Source organism: uncultured Microscilla sp. (assembly GCF_947493425.1).
In the GTDB taxonomy this organism is placed as follows: Bacteria; Bacteroidota; Bacteroidia; order Cytophagales; family Microscillaceae; genus Microscilla.
Genome location: NZ_CANLRP010000088.1, coordinates 15,839 through 35,410 on the forward strand (window position 1 = coordinate 15,839; position 19,572 = coordinate 35,410).

The 19,572-nt window shown below is 38.1% G+C and carries 12 protein-coding genes; 7 read left to right on the forward strand and 5 right to left on the reverse strand.

Translation table 11 applies throughout. From position 1 onward, the window contains the following. The first annotated feature begins 640 nt into the window (after positions 1-640). Positions 641-2,701 (forward strand): HEAT repeat domain-containing protein, encoded by a 2,061-nt coding sequence (locus tag Q0954_RS20360; protein ID WP_299459604.1) that lies wholly within the window; start codon positions 641-643, stop codon positions 2,699-2,701. A gap of 60 nt (positions 2,702-2,761) precedes the next feature. Here Q0954_RS20360 and gap read toward each other — a convergent pair whose 3' ends face one another. Both gap and Q0954_RS20370 read right to left on the reverse strand, forming a co-directional pair. After that, entirely contained in the window at positions 2,762-3,781 is a 1,020-nt protein-coding gene (gene gap / locus Q0954_RS20365) for a type I glyceraldehyde-3-phosphate dehydrogenase (RefSeq protein WP_299459606.1), read from the reverse strand. Between the two features lie 358 nt (positions 3,782-4,139). Then, positions 4,140-4,961 (reverse strand): SDR family oxidoreductase, encoded by an 822-nt coding sequence (locus Q0954_RS20370; protein WP_299459608.1) that lies wholly within the window; start codon positions 4,959-4,961, stop codon positions 4,140-4,142. A gap of 121 nt (positions 4,962-5,082) precedes the next feature. Here Q0954_RS20370 and Q0954_RS20375 point away from each other — a divergent pair, with 121 nt between their 5' ends. From Q0954_RS20375 to smpB, 3 genes are all read left to right on the forward strand, one after another. After that, positions 5,083-6,258, forward strand: a complete 1,176-nt coding sequence (locus tag Q0954_RS20375; RefSeq protein WP_299459610.1) for an aminotransferase class I/II-fold pyridoxal phosphate-dependent enzyme — start codon at positions 5,083-5,085, stop codon at positions 6,256-6,258. A gap of 254 nt (positions 6,259-6,512) precedes the next feature. Continuing rightward, positions 6,513-9,611, forward strand: coding sequence for a T9SS type A sorting domain-containing protein (locus Q0954_RS20380; protein ID WP_299459612.1), 3,099 nt, complete (start codon positions 6,513-6,515; stop codon positions 9,609-9,611). Positions 9,612-9,767: 156 nt separating this feature from the next. Continuing rightward, positions 9,768-10,235, forward strand: coding sequence for an SsrA-binding protein SmpB (smpB, locus tag Q0954_RS20385; protein WP_299459614.1), 468 nt, complete (start codon positions 9,768-9,770; stop codon positions 10,233-10,235). A gap of 56 nt (positions 10,236-10,291) precedes the next feature. Here the strand turns inward: smpB and Q0954_RS20390 are convergent, their stop codons facing one another. Continuing rightward, on the reverse strand, positions 10,292-11,788 hold the full coding sequence (locus Q0954_RS20390) for a polysaccharide biosynthesis C-terminal domain-containing protein (protein WP_299459616.1): 1,497 nt from the start codon (positions 11,786-11,788) through the stop codon (positions 10,292-10,294). A 180-nt stretch (positions 11,789-11,968) separates the two neighbouring features. Here Q0954_RS20390 and Q0954_RS20395 point away from each other — a divergent pair, with 180 nt between their 5' ends. Further along, positions 11,969-12,379 (forward strand): C40 family peptidase, encoded by a 411-nt coding sequence (locus Q0954_RS20395; protein ID WP_002695861.1) that lies wholly within the window; start codon positions 11,969-11,971, stop codon positions 12,377-12,379. Between the two features lie 155 nt (positions 12,380-12,534). Here Q0954_RS20395 and Q0954_RS20400 read toward each other — a convergent pair whose 3' ends face one another. Continuing rightward, positions 12,535-13,569 carry a cytochrome c peroxidase gene (locus tag Q0954_RS20400; protein ID WP_299459621.1) on the reverse strand — a complete coding sequence of 345 codons (1,035 nt, stop codon included), beginning with the start codon at positions 13,567-13,569 and terminating at the stop codon, positions 12,535-12,537. Between the two features lie 116 nt (positions 13,570-13,685). Between Q0954_RS20400 and feoB the strand changes: the two genes are divergently transcribed. Beyond that, positions 13,686-15,725, forward strand: coding sequence for a ferrous iron transport protein B (gene feoB, locus Q0954_RS20405; protein ID WP_299459624.1), 2,040 nt, complete (start codon positions 13,686-13,688; stop codon positions 15,723-15,725). 276 nt (positions 15,726-16,001) lie between these two features. On the opposite strand, the gene Q0954_RS20410 is transcribed toward feoB, so the two are convergent. Then, a complete protein-coding gene (locus tag Q0954_RS20410) occupies positions 16,002-16,571 on the reverse strand; it encodes a DUF1990 family protein (RefSeq protein ID WP_299459627.1) in 570 nt (189 codons plus the stop codon). Positions 16,572-17,830: 1,259 nt separating this feature from the next. Here Q0954_RS20410 and Q0954_RS20415 point away from each other — a divergent pair. After that, positions 17,831-19,495, forward strand: coding sequence for a leucine-rich repeat domain-containing protein (locus tag Q0954_RS20415; RefSeq protein WP_299459630.1), 1,665 nt, complete (start codon positions 17,831-17,833; stop codon positions 19,493-19,495). Positions 19,496-19,572: the final 77 nt, after the last annotated feature.

A 19,572-nucleotide genomic window follows, 5' to 3' on the forward strand; every position in this document is an offset into this window, starting at 1 on the left:
CATTTTTTCAGCAACAAAGGTATAAACACTTCAAAATGACTCCTAATCAAAGAGAGAAGATTTGTGTTTTGTGTAAGTTTCCATTAAAAAAAATAACTTGAAAATGTATAGACTTGACTTTGTATAGTACAACAAAGCCTTTTGATGCCAATGAAGGAAGGTATTGTATAATCTTAGCGGATACTTAGCCTGTTTGTCATAAACAAAAAGGTAATATTTTAAGTGTTAATCATAAAATAAGGCTATTTTTTTGTGATGCTTTTAAGGCTTCAAATAAGCGATTTTATTTTGATTTTCAAGTATTTTAAAAGGGTTAAGTTTGCATGTTGTTATTTTTATTGTTTAATATTTTGATTTACAGGGTTATATATGTGTTAAATTTGTTTTATGGTGATGTTATTATTTAACTTTTTTTAGCAATTTGGTTGTCTATAGGTTATTATAAAATATAAGTGGTGATTCTTTTAATTTCATTAGATACTGAAGTATAATAATTGATTTTAGTGGATACTTTCTTTAAAATTGCTAATTTTACATAAGCAATTGCTAATACTATAAGCGTAAAGTTAATGAATCTAAAAAACTACTTTTCCCTTAATATTATTTTAACATACTACACTAAATAATAGCTGAAATATAAATGAATACAGAAACCATTGAAGCTCTGATAAAAGAAATAAATAAAAGAAGGCTGGATAAAACTTATACTTTGAAGTTAACTCGATACCTTCAGCTGGTATCAGAGAACAATCATGTGGCAATAGGTGAGAAACTATTTCAGCTTATCAGGTTTATTACCCATATACATCCAGTGTTTGAACTTGAGTTAAAGGAAGAAGACTATGAACAACTTCATTTATATGAACTACTAAAGTATTTGCCTGAATTGAGCCAATGGTCAAGGTACGACAAACGGCTATTTGAAGTGCTTAGCCAACCAGCCGTCATTGATCATACTATGCAGGTGTATGGTGGGGTACTGGCAAAAGAAATACGAAATACCCCTTCTGATAATGTGTTTCGGCGGTTGAATAAAGCCTTGATCAGACATCATGCGACTGACGAAATATTGCAGATAACTGTCAGACATTTGGCAGGAGCAATGCAAACCAAAAAAGGGAATTTAACTTCGGTAGGAAAGTATATACTTAAGCAAGACTTTACAAATACTTATCAGGTATTTAAACAATACAAAAAAAGTAACCTTTACATCGAACTATTAGCCACAAATAGAGTCAAAACTTTTGACCAAAACCTGAGTGTACTCATTGGTGATGCTTGTAAACAAGGTAATGCTGCCATCGTTTCAATAGCAGTGTTGTTATTGAACATAGATGTTCAAAAGTATGACCACCTTGTGCAAGCCTTGGTTGTCCAAATAGATGCTTTACCTGAGCTGTGCCAATTAGTGTTTCAAATGTGTCGCCTGGCTCCTGATGATTATAAAGAACCAGGGTTTACAATCATTACAGAGGTGTATGACTTGTTGAATGATGAGCCTGCAACTTGTGCAGAAGCAGGAGAACCATCTCTACAACTTATGATAACTGAGTGGTTATTAGAGGGGTATGGCAGAAGGGCATTCCCTGTAGTTAGTAAGTACAAAACCAGTGATTTGGCCAAACGCTTTCAATATATGGAGTTGGTTGCCAAATACCTTAAGCAAACCGGGCTGGAGTTACTCCTGAAAGGATTATTGATCAAGCCAAAGTCGAATCAACTTGCTGAGCATCAAATTTATACTAAGCAAATGCTTACTTTGTTGCAGGGGCTTTATTTGGCAAAATATCAACATAAATTATGGACCTTCTTCGAGACAGAAGATGACCCTGAGACTATATCGTTGGTGGCAGGAATATTAGCAAAAGCTGAAAATAATTCGCTTGAATATGTGCGTCAAAAACTAAAAGCGTCTAAGGTAAATATCAGGTTTTTGGCGATTCAAACCTTGGCGTACATTAACAACCCTGAGGCGATTCAATTACTGGAGTGTCACTTAAAAAAAGAACGTAGTAAACGTTTGAAAGAATGGGGCAATCATTTTCTGAAAAGTAATGAAGACGAGGCACTTAATGCTGCCCAGGATGCAGAAGACCTGCCTTGTTATTGGTTTGATACCTTTGCTCAAAAAACAATGAATTTGTGTATTAAAGCAGTAGTGGCAAATCAGGGAAATACTACGGATATAATTACCAAAATTAACCTGTGTTACGATGAAAAAGAGTACAGAATAACTGGAATAGAACTGGTTTTTTGGCAGGAAAAAAGCCTGTATTTAAAATTGCCAAAAGTAAAATCCAACATTCCGCTCAACATTGATTTTGTAGATACGCATGATGCTACATTGCCTTTGTTTTGCGAAAAGCATAGATTGGGAACGCCCAAAGAGTTGCAATGGGGAGACAGCAATTATCTAATAGAGCAGTTGTACTATTTGAGTTTGATTGATATGGCACTGTTACTACCCAAAAAATTACACCTAAAAGGAATTAAATGCAGTAAAGATACAGCAGTGTATTTGATAACAGAAGAGGTTGAAGATTTAGTAGAACAATCATGGGCAAACCGTTATGAGGGGTCAATAGCCAAACAATTGGCAAGAGTGATTGAAAACGAACAAGTGCTGGCTACTTTTGCCAAAATTTGTTATAAATCAGTGTCCAAACAGCAATGGATGCAGGGCTTACTCAATTTTGACTAGAGTGAAAAAAGCTCCAAAACTTATGGGCTTTGGAGCTTTTTTTCAGTTGGGTTTTATAAATTAAGCATTTACAGCAGTTTCTGCCATTTTGCCTAAACGTTCGATCAAGTCAGCTACACGGTTAGAATAACCAGCCTCGTTGTCGTACCAACCTACTACTTTTACAAGGTTGTCGCTTACAGAAGTAAGTTGAGCATCAAAAATACAAGAGTGAGGGTTGCCTACAATATCAATAGAAACAATAGGATCTTCAGTGTATTCTAAAATGCCTTTCATTGGACCTTCAGCAGCAGCTTTCAATGCAGCATTCACTTCTTCTTTAGTGACAGATTTCTTTGCCTTAAAGGTAAAGTCAGTCAAAGATCCATCATTCAATGGTACACGCATGGCAATGCCATCTAGTTTGCCAGCAAGGTGGGGCAATACCAGCCCTACAGCTTTAGCAGCGCCAGTAGTAGTAGGAATGATAGAGGTAGCAGCAGCACGAGCACGGCGTAAATCTTTGTGAGGCGCATCCTGAATGCGTTGGTCAGCAGTGTAAGCGTGAACTGTAGTGATAAAACCTGTCTCAATACCAAAAGCATCATCTAACGCTTTTGCCATAGGAGCAAGGCAGTTGGTGGTACAAGAAGCATTAGAAACAATAGACTCTTCGTTCGACAAAGTTTCGTCGTTTACTCCTAATACTACAGTAGGCACACCACCTTTGGCAGGTGCAGAAATCACTACTTTTTTGGCACCAGCTGTAATGTGTCCTTGAGCAGCAGTTTTCTCAACAAAACGACCTGTAGACTCAAGCACTACATCAACTTTGTGTTCTCCCCAAGGCAATTTTGCTGGCTCCTTCTCTGCAAAAACCAACAATTTTTGACCATTTACAGTCAGGCTGTTGTCATCGGCAGAAACTTCCCCAGGAAATCTTCCATGGATAGAATCATATTTTAGTAGGTGAGCAAGAGTTTTTGTATCTGTTAAGTCGTTGATAGCAACTACTTCTACGTTGTCTTTTTGCAATAATGCACGAAAAGCAATTCGTCCGATTCGACCAAAACCATTGATCGCAACTTTGATTTTTGCCATGGGCTATATTATTTTAAAGATAAATCAAATGTCTAATGTGAATGCAATATTAGCGATTAACTAAGAAATTGACAAAAAAGCAGGTAAAACCTGTGTGGTTTATCACTGGTTTGAGCAACTTAGTTAAATCCATATAAGTTCCTCAATATTTGATTTAATCTGAGATAGGATTATTTTCATACAAAAAGAAGTTGGATGTATTTATGGTATTTGCCAAAGTTTTTTGATAGAATTTGTGTATTCAGAGAAATGTTATTAGGCTTTTCAAAATAAATGGTACTTTTTAAAAAGATGGAAAAAGGTTTAGTATGGTTTTTATAAGTTTGTCCTACTGCTGTGATCGCCAAAACCCCTGAAATTACTTAAGTGGAGAGTCTTTTTCTTTGGCCATTGTATTGTATACCATTTGATCCATCCACCCAGGGAATAGCTTGTTAAGCAGTACTGTAAGCTTACCTTGACGGGTAAGTACCAAACTTCTTTTACGTTTTACCACGGCATTAAGTATACGTTTGGATACTTCTTCGGAGCTCATCATTTTCCCTTCATCGCGGGGAGTTTCACCTTGTGAACTACCATCTTTTACCAAGGCAGCATTACGGATATTAGAAGAGGTAAAACCAGGGGCAGCTACCAATACGTTGACATTCTTTTTGAGCAATTCAGTGCGCAACGATTCAAGAAAACCCTGCATAGCAAACTTAGAGGCAGAATATCCTGTACGCCCTGGCAAGCCTCGGAAGCCAGCTATAGAAGATACCCCCACTATAGAACCTTGAGTTTGGGTGAGGTACGGAAGGGCGTATTTGGTGATGTATACTGTACCAAAAAAGTTGATTTGCATGACCTGCTCTATGACTGATAAGTCCAGTTCAGCAAACATTGCCCGCATAGAGATTCCTGCGTTATTGATCAGCACATCTATTTTACCATATTTATCGATGGTTTCTTTTACTACCATTTTGCAATCGCTTTCAACACTGGAGTCTGCCACAATGGGTAAATTGTCTATTTGCTCTATCTTGAGCATATCTGATACTTTCACTAATTTTTCATGATTTCGCCCCGTGATTACCACTTTTGCTCCTGCTTTTCCAAATGTTTCGGCGCAAGCCTTGCCAATACCTGAAGAACCTCCTGTGATAATTACTACTTTATCTTGCAATGTTTTCTGATTCATATTTGATAATTACTAAATGCTTTGGAGTGAAAGTCGTAAACTTTATAGTCAAAACCTACAGGTGCCATCCACTGATTTTTTATAACTTGGGCAAAAATAAAATAACTACTTAGAACAACCAATGGATATTTCTTATATAATTAACGAGTTAGGCGAAGACCGATCACAGTATGCCGGGGCAGTTGCTCCGCCCATTATGCAAACAGCCATGTTTTCGTTTGATACAGTAGAAAAAATGCGTGAAACATTGCAACAAGAATCGGAAATGCCTTTTTATACCCGTGGGCACAACCCTACCACACATATACTTGAGCAAAAAATGGCGGCCTTAGAAAATGCGGAGGATGCATTGGTGTTTGCCAGTGGTAGTGCTGCGGTGGCTGCTGCGGTAATTGCCAATGTAAACCAAGGTGACCATGTGGTATGCGTACAAAAACCTTATAGCTGGACTAATAAGCTGCTAAACAGTTTCCTCACCCGGTTTGGAGTGACCAACACCATGGTAGACGGAACAGATCCACAAAACTTTGAAAGTGCTATCCAACCCAATACGCGTGTGTTGTTTTTGGAAAGCCCCAATTCGTGGACATTTGAGCAACAGGACTTGGCGGCAGTAGCACAAATTGCCAAAAAACATGACATTGTTACCATTATTGATAATAGTTATGCTACCCCCTTGTTTCAAAAGCCTATAGATTATGGAATTGACATAGTGGTACATTCAGCCACCAAATACATTAGTGGGCATAGCGACACTGTAGCGGGAGTCTTGTGTGCCAGTAAAGCAATGACCAATAAAATTTTTGCCTCCGAGTATATGACATTAGGAGGGGTGATTGCCCCGTTTAATGCCTGGCTTTTGCTCAGAGGGTTACGCACCTTACCTACACGAATGGATAGAATAAGCGCTACGGCTGCCAAAGTAGTAAACTACTTGCAAAAACATTCAATGGTAAGCAAAATATACTATCCTTATCTGGAGAGTAACCCCCAGTATGCACTTGCCAAAAAGCAAATGACTAAAGGGGCAGGGCAATTTACTATAGAGCTTGCCATTGATGACATAGCTTTAATAGAAAAGTTTTGCAATCATTTACAACGTTTTTTGATGGCGTGTTCTTGGGGCGGACATGAGTCTTTGATATTTCCGGCTTGTGTACTCCATACTTCTGCCAACTATAACAAGGGTGTTCCACCAGTAAATATGATTCGTTTTTGTGTTGGGTTAGAAACACCTGAAGCATTGATTGCCGATATTGAGCAGGCTTTTGGGGCAATTATTCCTGAAATAAGTTAATTCTGAAATTAATGTTTTTGCCGTACAACTACCCAGCTATTATGACGTTAGAATTTTAGGTTTTATTAAAAACATATTGATTTAACCAGACTTGTGATCAAATGGTGAAAAATTACAGTAAAAAATACCAAAATTAATCCGTGGGTTACATCAGGTATACTACCTCTGATTGAGTACAAATATTTTTTTGCTTACCTTTAGGTAAAAAAAGGTATTATGACTAATAACCCTGCGCTTAAATTTCAAAATTTATAATGACAGTATATCGAATAAAACTCCTTACCACATTTAGTTTAATAATAGGACTGTGGGTGTTAACCACAGCAAAAACTGCGTACGCAAAAAGTGATACTACAGCCGTTAAACCTGTAAAATATAAACCCCTCACCGTACCTGACTTGCAGGTAGAAATTAGCCCTGGCGTGTGGCGTACTCTTCCTAACGGAACTACCACAATCGTTACTTTGTGTAGTGCTGGTTCGGGAGGGCGTAAATTACGTACCACTACTACAGGCACCACCTATGAATGGAAAGGACTAGGTGGTACTACCTTGGGTACCAATGCTGAGTTTACTGCGGTCAATGGTTTTCAGATACATACAGTCACAGTAGATGGTGTAGAGTCAACGGCTAAAGCACAAATAAAAACAGTCAGCAGCAGCCCTTCATCTGTAAGCATTAGTGCTTCTTCTACTTCTATATGTAGTGGAGGTAATACCACACTTACTGCCACTGCCACAGGTGAAATAGATGCATATAGATGGTACAAGAATGGAGTGCTTGTTGAAACTAATTTTAATAATAGCTACAATGTATCAGCAGCAGGTGTGTATACCGTAGAGGCGGTCAATGATTGTAATGCAACGCTCTCGACAAACTCTGTAACTATTACCATAGTAGGAGCCCCACCGTCTAATGTAAATGTAGCGGCGGCTAACACTGAACAGCTTGTGTGCAACGGTTCAGGCACTTTATTGACCGTAACTGCTTCTGGAGATAATTTAAACTATGCCTGGTCACGCAATGGTGTGCCTGAAGGAACAAACAGCGCCACCCACCTGGCTACAGGAGCTGGTACTTATAAAGTGGTAGTGAGCAATGGCTGTGGAAATGATGACGCCACTATTGTGATGCAAGATGCAGACAAACCAGGGTCAATATTTATAAACCAAACCAGTGCAAGTACATTTTGTGGGGCTTTGTTTCCCCGACTCTCGGCTGGTGCCAACCTATCGCCAGGTAGTACTGTTTCGAAATATGAATGGTATAGAGATGGAACATTGGTAAAAACCTCTGCCAACTCTTCAGACAATGAGTATACCCCATCGCTTAGTGGAAACTATACAGTAAAGGTCTACAACTTTTGTGGTGGTACTACTTCTTCTGTTGTGACCATTACCTCAATTAACCCACCCACTTACGCCAATATTAAATCCTCAAGCCCACCCTCGCTGGGTTGTGGGGTTACTTCATTAGTACTAAGCGTAGATACCGACGGAGATAACCTGAAGTATGTGTGGAAAAAAGACAATGTTGTAGCGGGTACTAGTGCCACCCTTAATGTAACCACCTCAGGGGATTATCAGGTAGAAATTCAAAGCATCAACCCCTTAGATAACTCCGTTTGTGGAGCACAAACTTCTGCTGTAGTCAATATACCGTTTGTAGCTACCCCCCCTACGACCATTGCTATGACAAGTACTCAAACTATCACTTGTGATGGTAAGATTGAACTAACTGCGACCTCGGACGGGGATGGTTTGTCATACAATTGGTTTAAAGATGGGGTAGCTGTAGCTACCACTCTTACTAATACCTACAATGCTACTTTGAGCGGAGCGTATACTGTACAAGCCCAGAATGCTTGTGGTAATGGTCCCTTGTCCAACGCTATATCTTTAGATATCAAATCAGTGCCCAATACCATTAGTATTACTGCCTCCGATACCTTAGTCTGTGGCACTGGTACAGTTACCCTTACTGGCAATGTATCAGGTAGCGGTTTAGTGTTAGAGTGGTTTTTAAATAACCAGAAAAAGGGAGAAGGCGCTTCGCTGAATGTAACCGAAACAGGTGAATATTTATTACGGGTAACCAGTGCCGAATGTGGAGTGAAAGAAGCCAAAAAACTGATCAGGTTTGTGGTTGCACCGTCCAATGTAAGCATTATTCCAGGGAGTGCTACAAATGTATGTGATATCACCAAACCAGTGACTTTATTTGCTCAGTTTGACGGTACAGAAGGTACCTATGAATGGTTTAAAGATGGAATTTTGGTGGGTAATACTGCCACATACAATGCTACAGAGGCTGGAAGTTATGCATTAAGGGTAGATAATGAGTGTGGCAATGCCATTTCAACAAATAATATTAATATAACATTTGGTGGGGCGCTCACAACCCCAGGGTTGCTCATTCAAAACAATGGAGGGTCTAATATTCTTTGCAATGCGGTCAGTATTCAACTGAAGGCAACTCAAAGTGAAGGAACAGTACAATATCGTTGGTTTAAAGATAATAAATTGGTAAATAACGCCAATGGTGAGGTCTTAGAGGTAAGCGATCCAGGAGAGTATAGGGTAGAAATATCCAAACAAGGCTGTTCGGCGTTGTCTTTGTCACAAGTAATCCAATCTAATGAACAAGCCCCTCCCATTCTTGGGCACCTTACTCCCCTTGAGTTTTGTCAGGGCGATAGTGTAGTTTTATCAACCGAGATTTTAGATGCTAATGCTAAATATGAATGGTTATACAATGGAAATGTAGTTTCTTCGGGCAGTTCTTACACCGCCAAAGATGCAGGCATTTATACCATTAGAGTAACTAATTCGTGTGGATTTAGCAATACCCGACAAGCAGAGGTAGAAGTAAAATCACCCCCTGAACCCCAAGTAATACTTTCTAATAACAGACTGTCGGTGCTCACTGCCGATATTAGAAAATACCAGTGGTATTTCAATGGTACACCTATTATTGGTGCCAACGATGAAACTTTTATACCCATTGATTCAGGTAACTATTTTGTAAATGTGACCACTAGTGTAGGTTGCGAAGGAACATCTAATGTGATCAACTTTCAAGGATTGGACATAAACGCCAACCCTTTGATAAATATTGCTCCTAACCCCACTAATACTGGAAGAGTAACCGTGACTATACTGAGTGGGTTAGATGCTCACCTGAAGTTGTATAATAACCGAGGGAAAGTCGTATACAGCAATAGTTTTCCTAAAAATACTACCTTTGTAAATCAAAAGCTTGTAGAAATTGGCGAATTGCCAAGAGGCATATATTTGCTCAAAGCTAGTTTTGGCAATGGACAAAGTGTATCTACCAAAATACTAGTGTATTAAACTGTTGCTTCCATCTAGCGATTTTATAATCACCTAAAAAACAAAGCTTTGTGAAATCGGTTAGTTGCTTGCAGATCAGCCTCAAACTTGTCGCTTGTTGCTAAAAACTTGAGGCCGTAGAAGCTATGGAGTAATAATCAAAAAAGACAAACAACTATGGGAAAAGATAAAAAGAAAAAAGAAATCTCTAAAAATGTACATATCAAGAATCGAAAAGCATCATTCGATTATCAGTTTCTAGACAAATATATTGCGGGGGTTGTGCTTACAGGTACCGAGATAAAATCTATCAGACAAAGTCAGGTAGTATTGGGTGATGCTTTTTGTTTTTTTAAAGATGAAGAGTTATGGTTAAAGCAAATGCATATAGCACCTTACGAAAACGGCACCCATTATAACCACGAACCTACCCGTGAGCGCAAACTATTGCTGAATAAAAAGGAACTAAAAAAAATATCGAAGAAGCTGGCTGAAAAAGGTCTTTCAGTTGTTCCTACCCGCTTGTTTATCAATGATCGCGGACTGGCAAAAATAGAAGTGGCAGTAGCAAGAGGTAAAAAACTGTATGATAAACGAGAAAGTATGAAAGAACGTGATTCAAAACGTGAACTAAAGAACTATTAGCAACAGCGAGTTTCTAGCCAAAGCAAAAAAGTATGTGTAGGTCTACACATACTTTTTTACTTCGATACCTTTCCTTTCACTAAGCTTATGACATTGTTGGCTATGATATTCATATCTTCAGATAGCTTGAGTTTCCAGACGCCTACAACAAAAAATAGAGAAACAATGGCAGATTTAACGATGATATTGAGTAGGGGAGGTAATTGTAGTGATAGTGTCAAATAGCCCAAGCCTGTGGCAATGCTGATCCATAACAAGGCAAGTATGGTTTGATAGGTAAAAGGTTGTATGCCATACTTTACCAGTAAAAAGGTAAAACGAATGAGGTTAAAAATAATGATAGATAGCAAAGTAGCAAAAGCAGCCCCATCGAGTTGATACAAAGGGATGAGTACCAAGTTGATGCTAATCATTATAATGGCCAAAATAACATTAGTAATCAGGTTAAACCTGTAATACTTTGAGTAAAGTAGAATTTCATTATTGGCTCCCATGAGCATATCTACAAAGCGAGTAAGACCAATAAACAGTACTACGTATATACCTTGGCTATATATTTTGCCCTTAGGCATAAGCAAAAAAATGTCTCGAATATTTAATAAGATCAGACCAAGTACCAACGCGCCTACAATCAGTTGGTTAATAGCCGTTTTTTGGTAAATTTGTTTGATCGTGGTCAGGTCATTGTTTTGCCAGGCAGAAGCAATGACAGGTACCGAAATTTGAGCCAAAGCTCGCCTGGGAATTTCTACAACGGTGCCTATAAAAAATACAATACTATAAATTCCGGTAGCCTCTTCTCCTACAAGACTTGCCAGCATAATAATGTCAATCTGAGAAATAATAACACTGCTAGCACCACCCAACACCATGTATAAGCCGTATTGGATAATACTTTTCAAGTCTGCTTTAGACAGTCGTTGCCCCCATAGAATCGGTTTTTGCAAAAGTCTTTTCAGGTAAAATACCAGGATGCTTACATTGGTAAACCTGATAACTACCAACCCCCATATAAACTGAGTAAAGGTGAGTATTTGTAGGCTAAATAGTATAATCAAGAAAGTAATTCCACCCTTTAGTAGTAGATTGTCTAGCATACTGGGTACAACAACCCGGAAGTGAGCCCTTGAAAATGCCCCTAAAATAAACTGATAAGAAGTAAGAAATACCAAAATAGCAAGTACTTCATAATATTGAATAATAGCAGGAGATTTTTTGGCATAAATAGCCCCCCAAAAGTCAGGGAAAAGGAAATGTATACACAAGAAGGCAGTAAGACCCAGCAAGGGATAAAGCAGGCTAAACTGGATAAATGCGCCACGTTTTTGGTCAGACTCTTTGAATGCAGGGAAAAACCGGTCTATAATACCATAAGTACCTAACTGAACAAAAGTGACCATGACTAGCTCATTGGCAAGTAATAACCTTAGAAGACCAATTTCTTTTGGAGTTAAGAACTTTGGGTATATCCAAACGTTATTGAGTGCCCCTATCAGCACTCCTATATATAAGATTATCCCCGATTTGATCCCCTGACGCGCTACAATACCCATAATTGTGTTTGATAAATCATGTAAATATACGCTAATGTCTGATATAATAAAGGTCAAAAACACAAGGTAATCAGAAATAGCGGTGCAAAATTAAAACTCTTTCTGTCTTTTCTATATATTTATTGCTATGTTTAAAATACCCGTAATATTCATAAATACTTTAAAATATAATTGAATAATATGCAAGCAGAAAAAGTTCAACAAGTCATAGGCAAAGCCCGCGAATTTTTAGGAAGCCCTTACCTTTGGGGAGGCAATAGCAAAGAGGGAATCGATTGCTCTGGATTGATGCTACAGGCTTTTCAGGCAATAGGTCATGATGTTCCAAGGGTAGCAGGAGATCAGCAAAAGATAGGCAAATATGTAGAAATTGATGAGTTAGTGGCAGGCGATTTAATCTTTTTTACCAACCAGCCAGGCAACACTCAAATTACCCATGTGGGTATGGTCACCAGTACCGATTACGACAATGATATTGTAAACTTTATTCACGCAAGTAGTTCGCCCAAAGGGGTGATGGAAGCCAATGCATTGGCCGACTGGTGGCAAGAGTTGTACGTAGGAGCTACCCGCCCTGAGGTATTTGTTTAGGAACCTGGTCGCCACCCCGTAAACGGGATTTTTGGGTATAGCCCTCAACAATCATTGTCCGGTTTAGAACAAACCTTCTTAACTGAGAACTGTTTCTCAGCAGTACCAACCCCAACAATCACGCACCACAAGTAATAAATAAGATGGTATCCTCATTACTTGTGGTGTTTCCGAATAAAAGTTGTGTCAGTAAGTGTGTGCAAAAAAGCCTTAATTGCTTGGCGCTCGTCAAGCGACAATGCAATGCCTAAACTGCCTGTATTATTGCGCAGACCTGTATCCAGTGTAGGGGTGTGCTTTACTCCTTTGGTATAATGTGTCAATACCTCATCTATGGTCTTAAACCTGCCATCGTGCATATAAGGGGGGGTAAGCAAGACATTCCGAAGGCTTGGCACTTTAAATTTTCCTTTATCTTCTTTCCTTTCGGTAATATTGTACCTGCCTACGTCTCCCAAAATGCTGTCTAAACCTATATTACGATAAGACAAGTCAGTGAAGAGCTGATTGTTTACCTGGTGACAAGTACTACATTTTTGTTTAAAAGCTATCAATCCTTGTTGCTCAATATCAGATAGTAGTAGTTTTTTTTGTACGTATTGGTCATAGCGAGAGGTGGCCGAAATAAGGCTGCCCATAAACTGGGCAAGGGCATACAACAAATGTTTACTTTGCAATGAATCGGTATCAAAAACCTGGGAAAATTGCTGCTTGTAAGAGGTGTTTTTGTTCAACCTACCTAGTAATTCCTGCAAGTCGCCTTGCATTTCTTGTCGGTTGACCAAAGGCGCCAAAGGAATAAGCTCGAAATGTCTGACACCCCCATCAGCAAAAAACTCACGTTGCCACAACAAGTTAAACAACCCTGGGGTGTTTCTTTTGGTGAGCTGTTGAGCTATTCCTTGGCTAAACCTGCCTGTGTCGGCAAAGGCTTGTAAAGCATGATGACAGTTACTACAAGCAATGCTACTGTCTTTTGATAGTATTGGGTCAAAAAACAAGCGACGCCCTAAATTTACTCCTTGGTTGCTTAAGGGATTTTTGTCAAAATTATATACAGGAGAAGGAAAGTGGGAGGGAAACTTGAATGGAGGCAAGTTAGTCTGGTTTTGGCACCCATTGATTGTTATGAATAAGAAAGAGGCAATGCTAAAAGAAAGAGACAATGCCAAACATTTTTTGTAGCTCATTAGTTGATCAATTTTATATATTTAAATTAATTATTTAGAATTTTTATAAATAATAAACAAGCTATTTTATAATTTTGCTCTTCAAAGTAAGAAAGAGAAAGATTTAAAGGGATGTGATGGCGATAAAAATTGACAACATAGCATTAGTAGGTAACCCAAACTCAGGGAAAAGTACTGTATTTAATCAACTTACTGGTCTCAACCAACACGTAGGCAACTATCCAGGGGTAACGGTAGACAAAAAAGAAGGTATTTGTAAGCTTACTAAACATACAAAAATTAAAGTAACCGACTTACCGGGTACTTACAGCTTGTACCCTCGCTCAAAGGATGAAGCAGTAGTCAAAGACTTACTCCAAAACCCTCAGCATCCAGATTACCCCGACTTGATTGTTGTGGTAGCAGACTCTTCAAACCTTGAACGCAACCTATTACTTTTTACTCAAATCTACGATTTGAAAGTTCCTACCATACTTGCGTTAAATATGACCGACTTGTCGGAAAAAAAAGGAATTCAAATCAATTATGAGAAACTCAGCGAAATGTTTGGTAACCTACCTGTGTTACCCATGAATGGACGCAAAGGCGAAGGCATACAAGCGCTGAAAGATGCAATAGCGGGTTACCAAGCGCCAGAAAAGCATTATCCCTTTGTAGAAACCCAAGCATTGGCAACTGCCAATGACGCAACTCCAGAAGTGCCTCCCACCGTGTTTACAAATGCTACCGAGAGTGGTTTCTCTACTGCCACACAAGATCAAACCGAAGAAACCCGGCAGAGGTTTGAAAAAATTCGCCAAATGCTACGTTTTGTCATAGATAAGAAAACTACAACAAAAACAGCGGCAAAATTTACCCAAAAAACAGATCAGGTAGTTACCCACCCTATCGCTGGTTATGTGTTGTTTTTAGGGATATTGTTGATTATTTTTCAGGCAATATACGCTCTTGCCGAAATACCTATGAATTTGATTGATCAGGTATTCTTGAGTTTAAGCCAATGGACAAAAAGTGTTTTACCTTCAGGCAGTTTTACCAACTTAATTGCCGAAGGAGTAATCCCAGGTATAGGGGGGGTAGTTATTTTTGTGCCACAGATAGTGCTTTTGTTTACCTTCATTGTTATCTTAGAAGAAACAGGTTATATGGCGCGTATTGTGTTTATTATGGACAGGCTGATGCGTCCTTTTGGGCTCAGTGGAAAAAGCGTAGTACCTATGATTTCCAGCGTAGCTTGTGCTATTCCGGCAGTAATGGCCACCCGTACAATTGATAATTGGAAGGACCGAATGATTACAATTTTGGTAACCCCTCTAATGAGTTGTTCTGCCCGTTTGCCTGTTTATACCTTATTAATTGCCTTGGTAGTGCCCGATAAACTATTATGGGGAGTATTTAATCTCAAAGGCTTGGTATTGCTGGGATTATATGTACTAGGGCTGGTAATGGCATTGACAGTGGCATTTATTATGCGCATCATCATCAAAACCAATAGTCGTAGTTTTTTGGTACTTGAGCTGCCATCTTATAAACTACCTCGTTGGCGAAATATCACAATTACTCTGTGGGAAAAAACTCGCTTATTTGTATGGGAAGCGGGTAAAATTATTCTGGCCATTTCTATTATTTTGTGGGTGCTTGCTTCTTATGGGCCAGGCAATAGAATAGCATCAGCAGTAGAAGCCATTGATAAACCTGCCACTACGGATAAAAAAATGCTGGATAGCTACGAAAAAAAGGTGAGTGCTGCCAAACTTGAAAACTCTTACATTGGTATTATGGGTAAAACCATAGAACCTGTGATTAGCCCATTGGGGTATGATTGGAAGATAGGCATAGCTTTGATTACCTCTTTTGCTGCCCGTGAAGTGTTTGTTGGCTCTATGGCTACTATTTATAGTGTAGGGGCAGACTTTGAAAGTGACAAGTCATTAATTGATCGCCTACGTGCTGAAAAACATGCCAATGGTAAGCCTGTATATAGCCTGGCTACTGGGCTTTCTTTAATGGTATTTTATGCTTTTGCTATGCAATGCCTGAGCACATTGGCAATTGTACGGCGGGAAACCAAAAGCTGGAAATGGCCTTTGATTCAGTTGGTGTATATGACAGGGTTGGCGTATATTTCGGCACTATTGGTATATCAATTGTTTTAGAAAGAGGCATTGAGCAAGCGTTTGTCAAGCATACGCTCTAAAAGGCAAAAAAGTATACTCATACTTTTTTTGCCTTGTCTGAAAGCCTCATCTGGTGAAGTAAAGTTACTCTAAGAACCAAAAACTTATGCAAACTCTATTCGTTACTCTTACATTTTTAGTAGCCTGTATCTACCTTGGTAAGCAGCTTTACCAAACTTTTTGGGGCAAAGATGAACACTGTGAAAGTTGCTCAATGTCGCATTTGCACCACCCAGTCAATACAAAAAGCAAGCATTAAACCCCTTGACAATAGGCTTGCATAGCTGCTTTTGAATCTCTGGCAAATTTGCGTTGATATACCCTTGCCAGTGGTTTGGTGAGGTGGACATACCATTTATTGGGCTGGCTAAAAGCCTCTACTCTATACCATACATTGCCCTCCTCATCTTGTTCCACAAAGAACACTTCTTCACCTTTTTCTACGTGTTGGGTAAGCGTACCGTAAGCAAAGCCATAACAGTTGGGTTTATCAATAGTGTATACTACTCTGCTACTGTTAAACCACCAAATCCCAAACAACCGAAACAAGACTGCTACTTCTTGCTCGATTTGAGCAGGAGTAATTGGGTAAATTTTTGTCCAAGGAGCCGGAAACATCACCCATTCATCAATGGCTTGTTTCGCTTTTTTGAATACCGTCTGCCCTTTTCCTAATAGGCACTTATTGCGATCATGGTCATATCCTACAGGAAACTGTTCTTGTTGAGTGGCTTTTTGCTCTGGGTATGAAAATTCATCTGTTTTTCTAGCTGCCAGCCATTGTTTCAATAGGTCTTCATTTGGGAATTTAAAACTTACTTTCATTGTAGTAGATAGTTTGTTATGTTTTGTATAATGTACTGAATTTTCAATAAGTATTGAAAACGGAAGCAGTTTAAACAAAAATAAAACGAATATAGGAAATATTACTATTCACTGAGAAATATTACTATGCGTATACTTTTTATGCGCCATAAATAAAGCTTACAACCTTGTACTTTAAGTAAGCAAAGCTTTTATAATATGCTTATAGTCAGTATGCTTAAAAGTAAACATGGATGTTTTTGAATGAAAAAAGAACTTCTTATCTATGATTACTAATTTGGTTACTTAGTTTTGTCCTTTAAAAAAGGGTGATTTTGTGAATTTTCAGACTAAAAAAATCTTTTTTTTGGTTAACTTTTGCAGAGTGAATTACCGAAAAAAAAGTTTTTCAAAATGCTAAATTTTATAAAAGTGTAACTATTTAAGCTTTTTCTATGAAGAAACAATTATTCCTTCTTTTCTTGAATTAGCCCGATTATTGAATATTAGGAACCTAACTGTCTAAAAAAGTTAAAAAACCATAAGACTTTACATACACTCAATAGCAGGTTATACGTGACGGCTCGCTTTAATATATTTGAGTTTTTATGTATGTAATATAAAAAACTATAATTCTCTGAGTAAGATATAAGTGTTTGTTATGCAGTAGATTAGATCAATTTTTGCTATAGATATAATGCCTTTCAATAAACCATTCACAAAATATATTTCTTATTCTTTATATGTGTTTAACATACTTATAAACAGGTAGTTACATGTTTATTACACTTAGTTTAGCTCAAATTTGTAATGACTAAGGGTCACTTTAAAAATGACTTTCGTTTGGAGAGCTTTATATTTTATTATAACATAAAAATGACAATGTAAGTTATTGTCATTTTTATGTTATTTATTGCTTTTTTAACTTATTACCCCTGTCGTAATTGCCAGCATAATTGTAGGTTGTGTGATCTCAGGATAATCATTTAACTTTGTAATACTAACACACAAGAAACATAAGCGAATAAATTAAATACGAGACGTTGATGTAGGTTCTTTATCCATAATTACAATTTTGTAAATAAAATAACTAAAGCACAAAGAACTAAATTAACCCTTTTACCTACCAGCTAAGCCAATTGTATTAAAATACTTCAACCCCAGTTTAAATGGTATCAATCAGGCAGATTGTTTTACGATAAAACCATAAAAGATGGTTGTGGCTCATAACTTCAGCCCTACCACATAAAGCAAATATCTTTTAAAAAAACAGAGTACCAATGAAGCTACAAGAAATTAAAGAAGATTTGTATAAGTATTATACAAAGCATGAAATAAACCATGCACTCAAAAATTATGTCCCAACACATTGCCAAAACGTGGCTCCTGAAACAGCCAATGACCCATTGAACCAATGTGCATTTGTGACCCGTCAGTTACTCATCCCATTTTTTACTCAAAGAAACCTTAAAGACTCTATGTATAGAGACAAGTTTTATATCATATTGGCAGAGGCTGGTATGGGAAAAACTACCTTTATGCTGAATCTTTATGTAAAATATGCGGAGTTGTTGGCAGAGACTGATTATAAAATCAAGATTTTTCCGTTGAGTTTTCCTAATGCTATGGAGGAGGTAGAAGCAATACCTGCCGAAGAGCGTGCCAATACTATATTATTACTTGATGCATTTGATGAAGACAGTGAAGCCATCAAAGCCCATCAAAAAAGACTACATTACATACTTCAGAAAGTAGGCGATTTTAAGGAAGTTATATTTACTTGTCGTACCCAGTTTTTTCCACAAGAAGAAGAGGACTCGGGCGAAATAGGTGTCTTGAAGTTTAAATACCAAGACAACACGTATCAATTCCGTAAAATCTATTTGTCTCCTTTCAGCAATGAAGACATTAAGGCATACCTCAAAAAAACCTACAATTTATTGAACATCAACAAGCGTAAAAAGGCAGAAAAAATTGTTTTGCATTCGCCTAACCTAATGGTGCGCCCTATGTTGTTGAGGTATATAGACGATTTGATCAAAAGTCGTGACCACTACAGTTCTACCTACCAAATTTACACTGAGTTGATTGCCAAGTGGATTGAAAGGGAAGTACAACGTCGTCCTGACAATAAAGAGAAGTACCGTAAAGACTTGTATAAGTTTTCGCGAGAAGTGGCAATTGATATGTACATGAACCGCAAACGTAGAGGTGGTTTTATTATCAGCGATGATGAGTTAAAAGTACTTGCCGAAAATAACAATGTAGACTTGGGTACTTTAGAGCTTAAAACCAGGGCTTTGTTGCACATGAATACATTACATCAGTGTACCTTTGCTCACAAGTCAATTCTTGAATACTTTTTGGTCACAGAGGCCTTTTATAACTTACAGTTTGCCAAGCACCTAGACTTGTCTGACCTTGAGCAAGGAGAGCAATTGCGTGGTGAAATGTTGTATGAGAAAGCAAAATCACTGTTTGGACGTTATAAAACTTATACTTCAGGTAAGAGCAAAGATTTTGTGAATATTAGCGTGGCTGACCTTGAAAAAGTAAAACATGCTGCCCTGATCAAGATAGACTCACACGACATACAAGTGCTTCGTATATTTAAAAGTCTTGGCTTGTTGCAAATCAATGACATACAGATAGGAGTAGACCAATTGGATAACTTCTTGTATAAAAACACTTTAGAGCTGAGTTCAAAAAATATTACGCAAATTAATGATTTGCAGTTTTTGACCAACTTAGAAAGTTTGGATTTGAGCAATAACCAAATCACTGATTTGACTCCGCTTAGAAACCTTAAGAAGCTAAAGCGCTTAAATTTGAGCAACAATCAAATCGAAGATTTGAGCATACTAGATGAGTTGCCTAACCTAGTGGAGGTAGACGTGCAGGGAAACGACCAGGCACAATCAACCGCACGAGTTTTGGCTTCTTAAACTAGTGTTATGTCAACGTTGTATTTTAGGGTAAAGCCTCTTTAATTTAATCCTCGCCTCTTTAGTAGTAAATTGCC

Coding starts and splice junctions, on each gene's coding strand:
- smpB (WP_299459614.1), top strand. CDS start 9,768: ATGGGAAAAGATAAAAAGAAAAAAGAAATCTCTAAAAATGTACATATC.
- feoB (WP_299459624.1), top strand. CDS start 13,686: ATGGCGATAAAAATTGACAACATAGCATTAGTAGGTAACCCAAACTCA.
- Q0954_RS20375 (WP_299459610.1), top strand. CDS start 5,083: ATGGATATTTCTTATATAATTAACGAGTTAGGCGAAGACCGATCACAG.
- Q0954_RS20360 (WP_299459604.1), top strand. CDS start 641: ATGAATACAGAAACCATTGAAGCTCTGATAAAAGAAATAAATAAAAGA.
- Q0954_RS20380 (WP_299459612.1), top strand. CDS start 6,513: ATGACAGTATATCGAATAAAACTCCTTACCACATTTAGTTTAATAATA.
- Q0954_RS20400 (WP_299459621.1), bottom strand. CDS start 13,569: ATGAGCTACAAAAAATGTTTGGCATTGTCTCTTTCTTTTAGCATTGCC.
- Q0954_RS20410 (WP_299459627.1), bottom strand. CDS start 16,571: ATGAAAGTAAGTTTTAAATTCCCAAATGAAGACCTATTGAAACAATGG.
- Q0954_RS20415 (WP_299459630.1), top strand. CDS start 17,831: ATGAAGCTACAAGAAATTAAAGAAGATTTGTATAAGTATTATACAAAG.
- gap (WP_299459606.1), bottom strand. CDS start 3,781: ATGGCAAAAATCAAAGTTGCGATCAATGGTTTTGGTCGAATCGGACGA.
- Q0954_RS20395 (WP_002695861.1), top strand. CDS start 11,969: ATGCAAGCAGAAAAAGTTCAACAAGTCATAGGCAAAGCCCGCGAATTT.
- Q0954_RS20370 (WP_299459608.1), bottom strand. CDS start 4,961: ATGAATCAGAAAACATTGCAAGATAAAGTAGTAATTATCACAGGAGGT.
- Q0954_RS20390 (WP_299459616.1), bottom strand. CDS start 11,788: ATGGGTATTGTAGCGCGTCAGGGGATCAAATCGGGGATAATCTTATAT.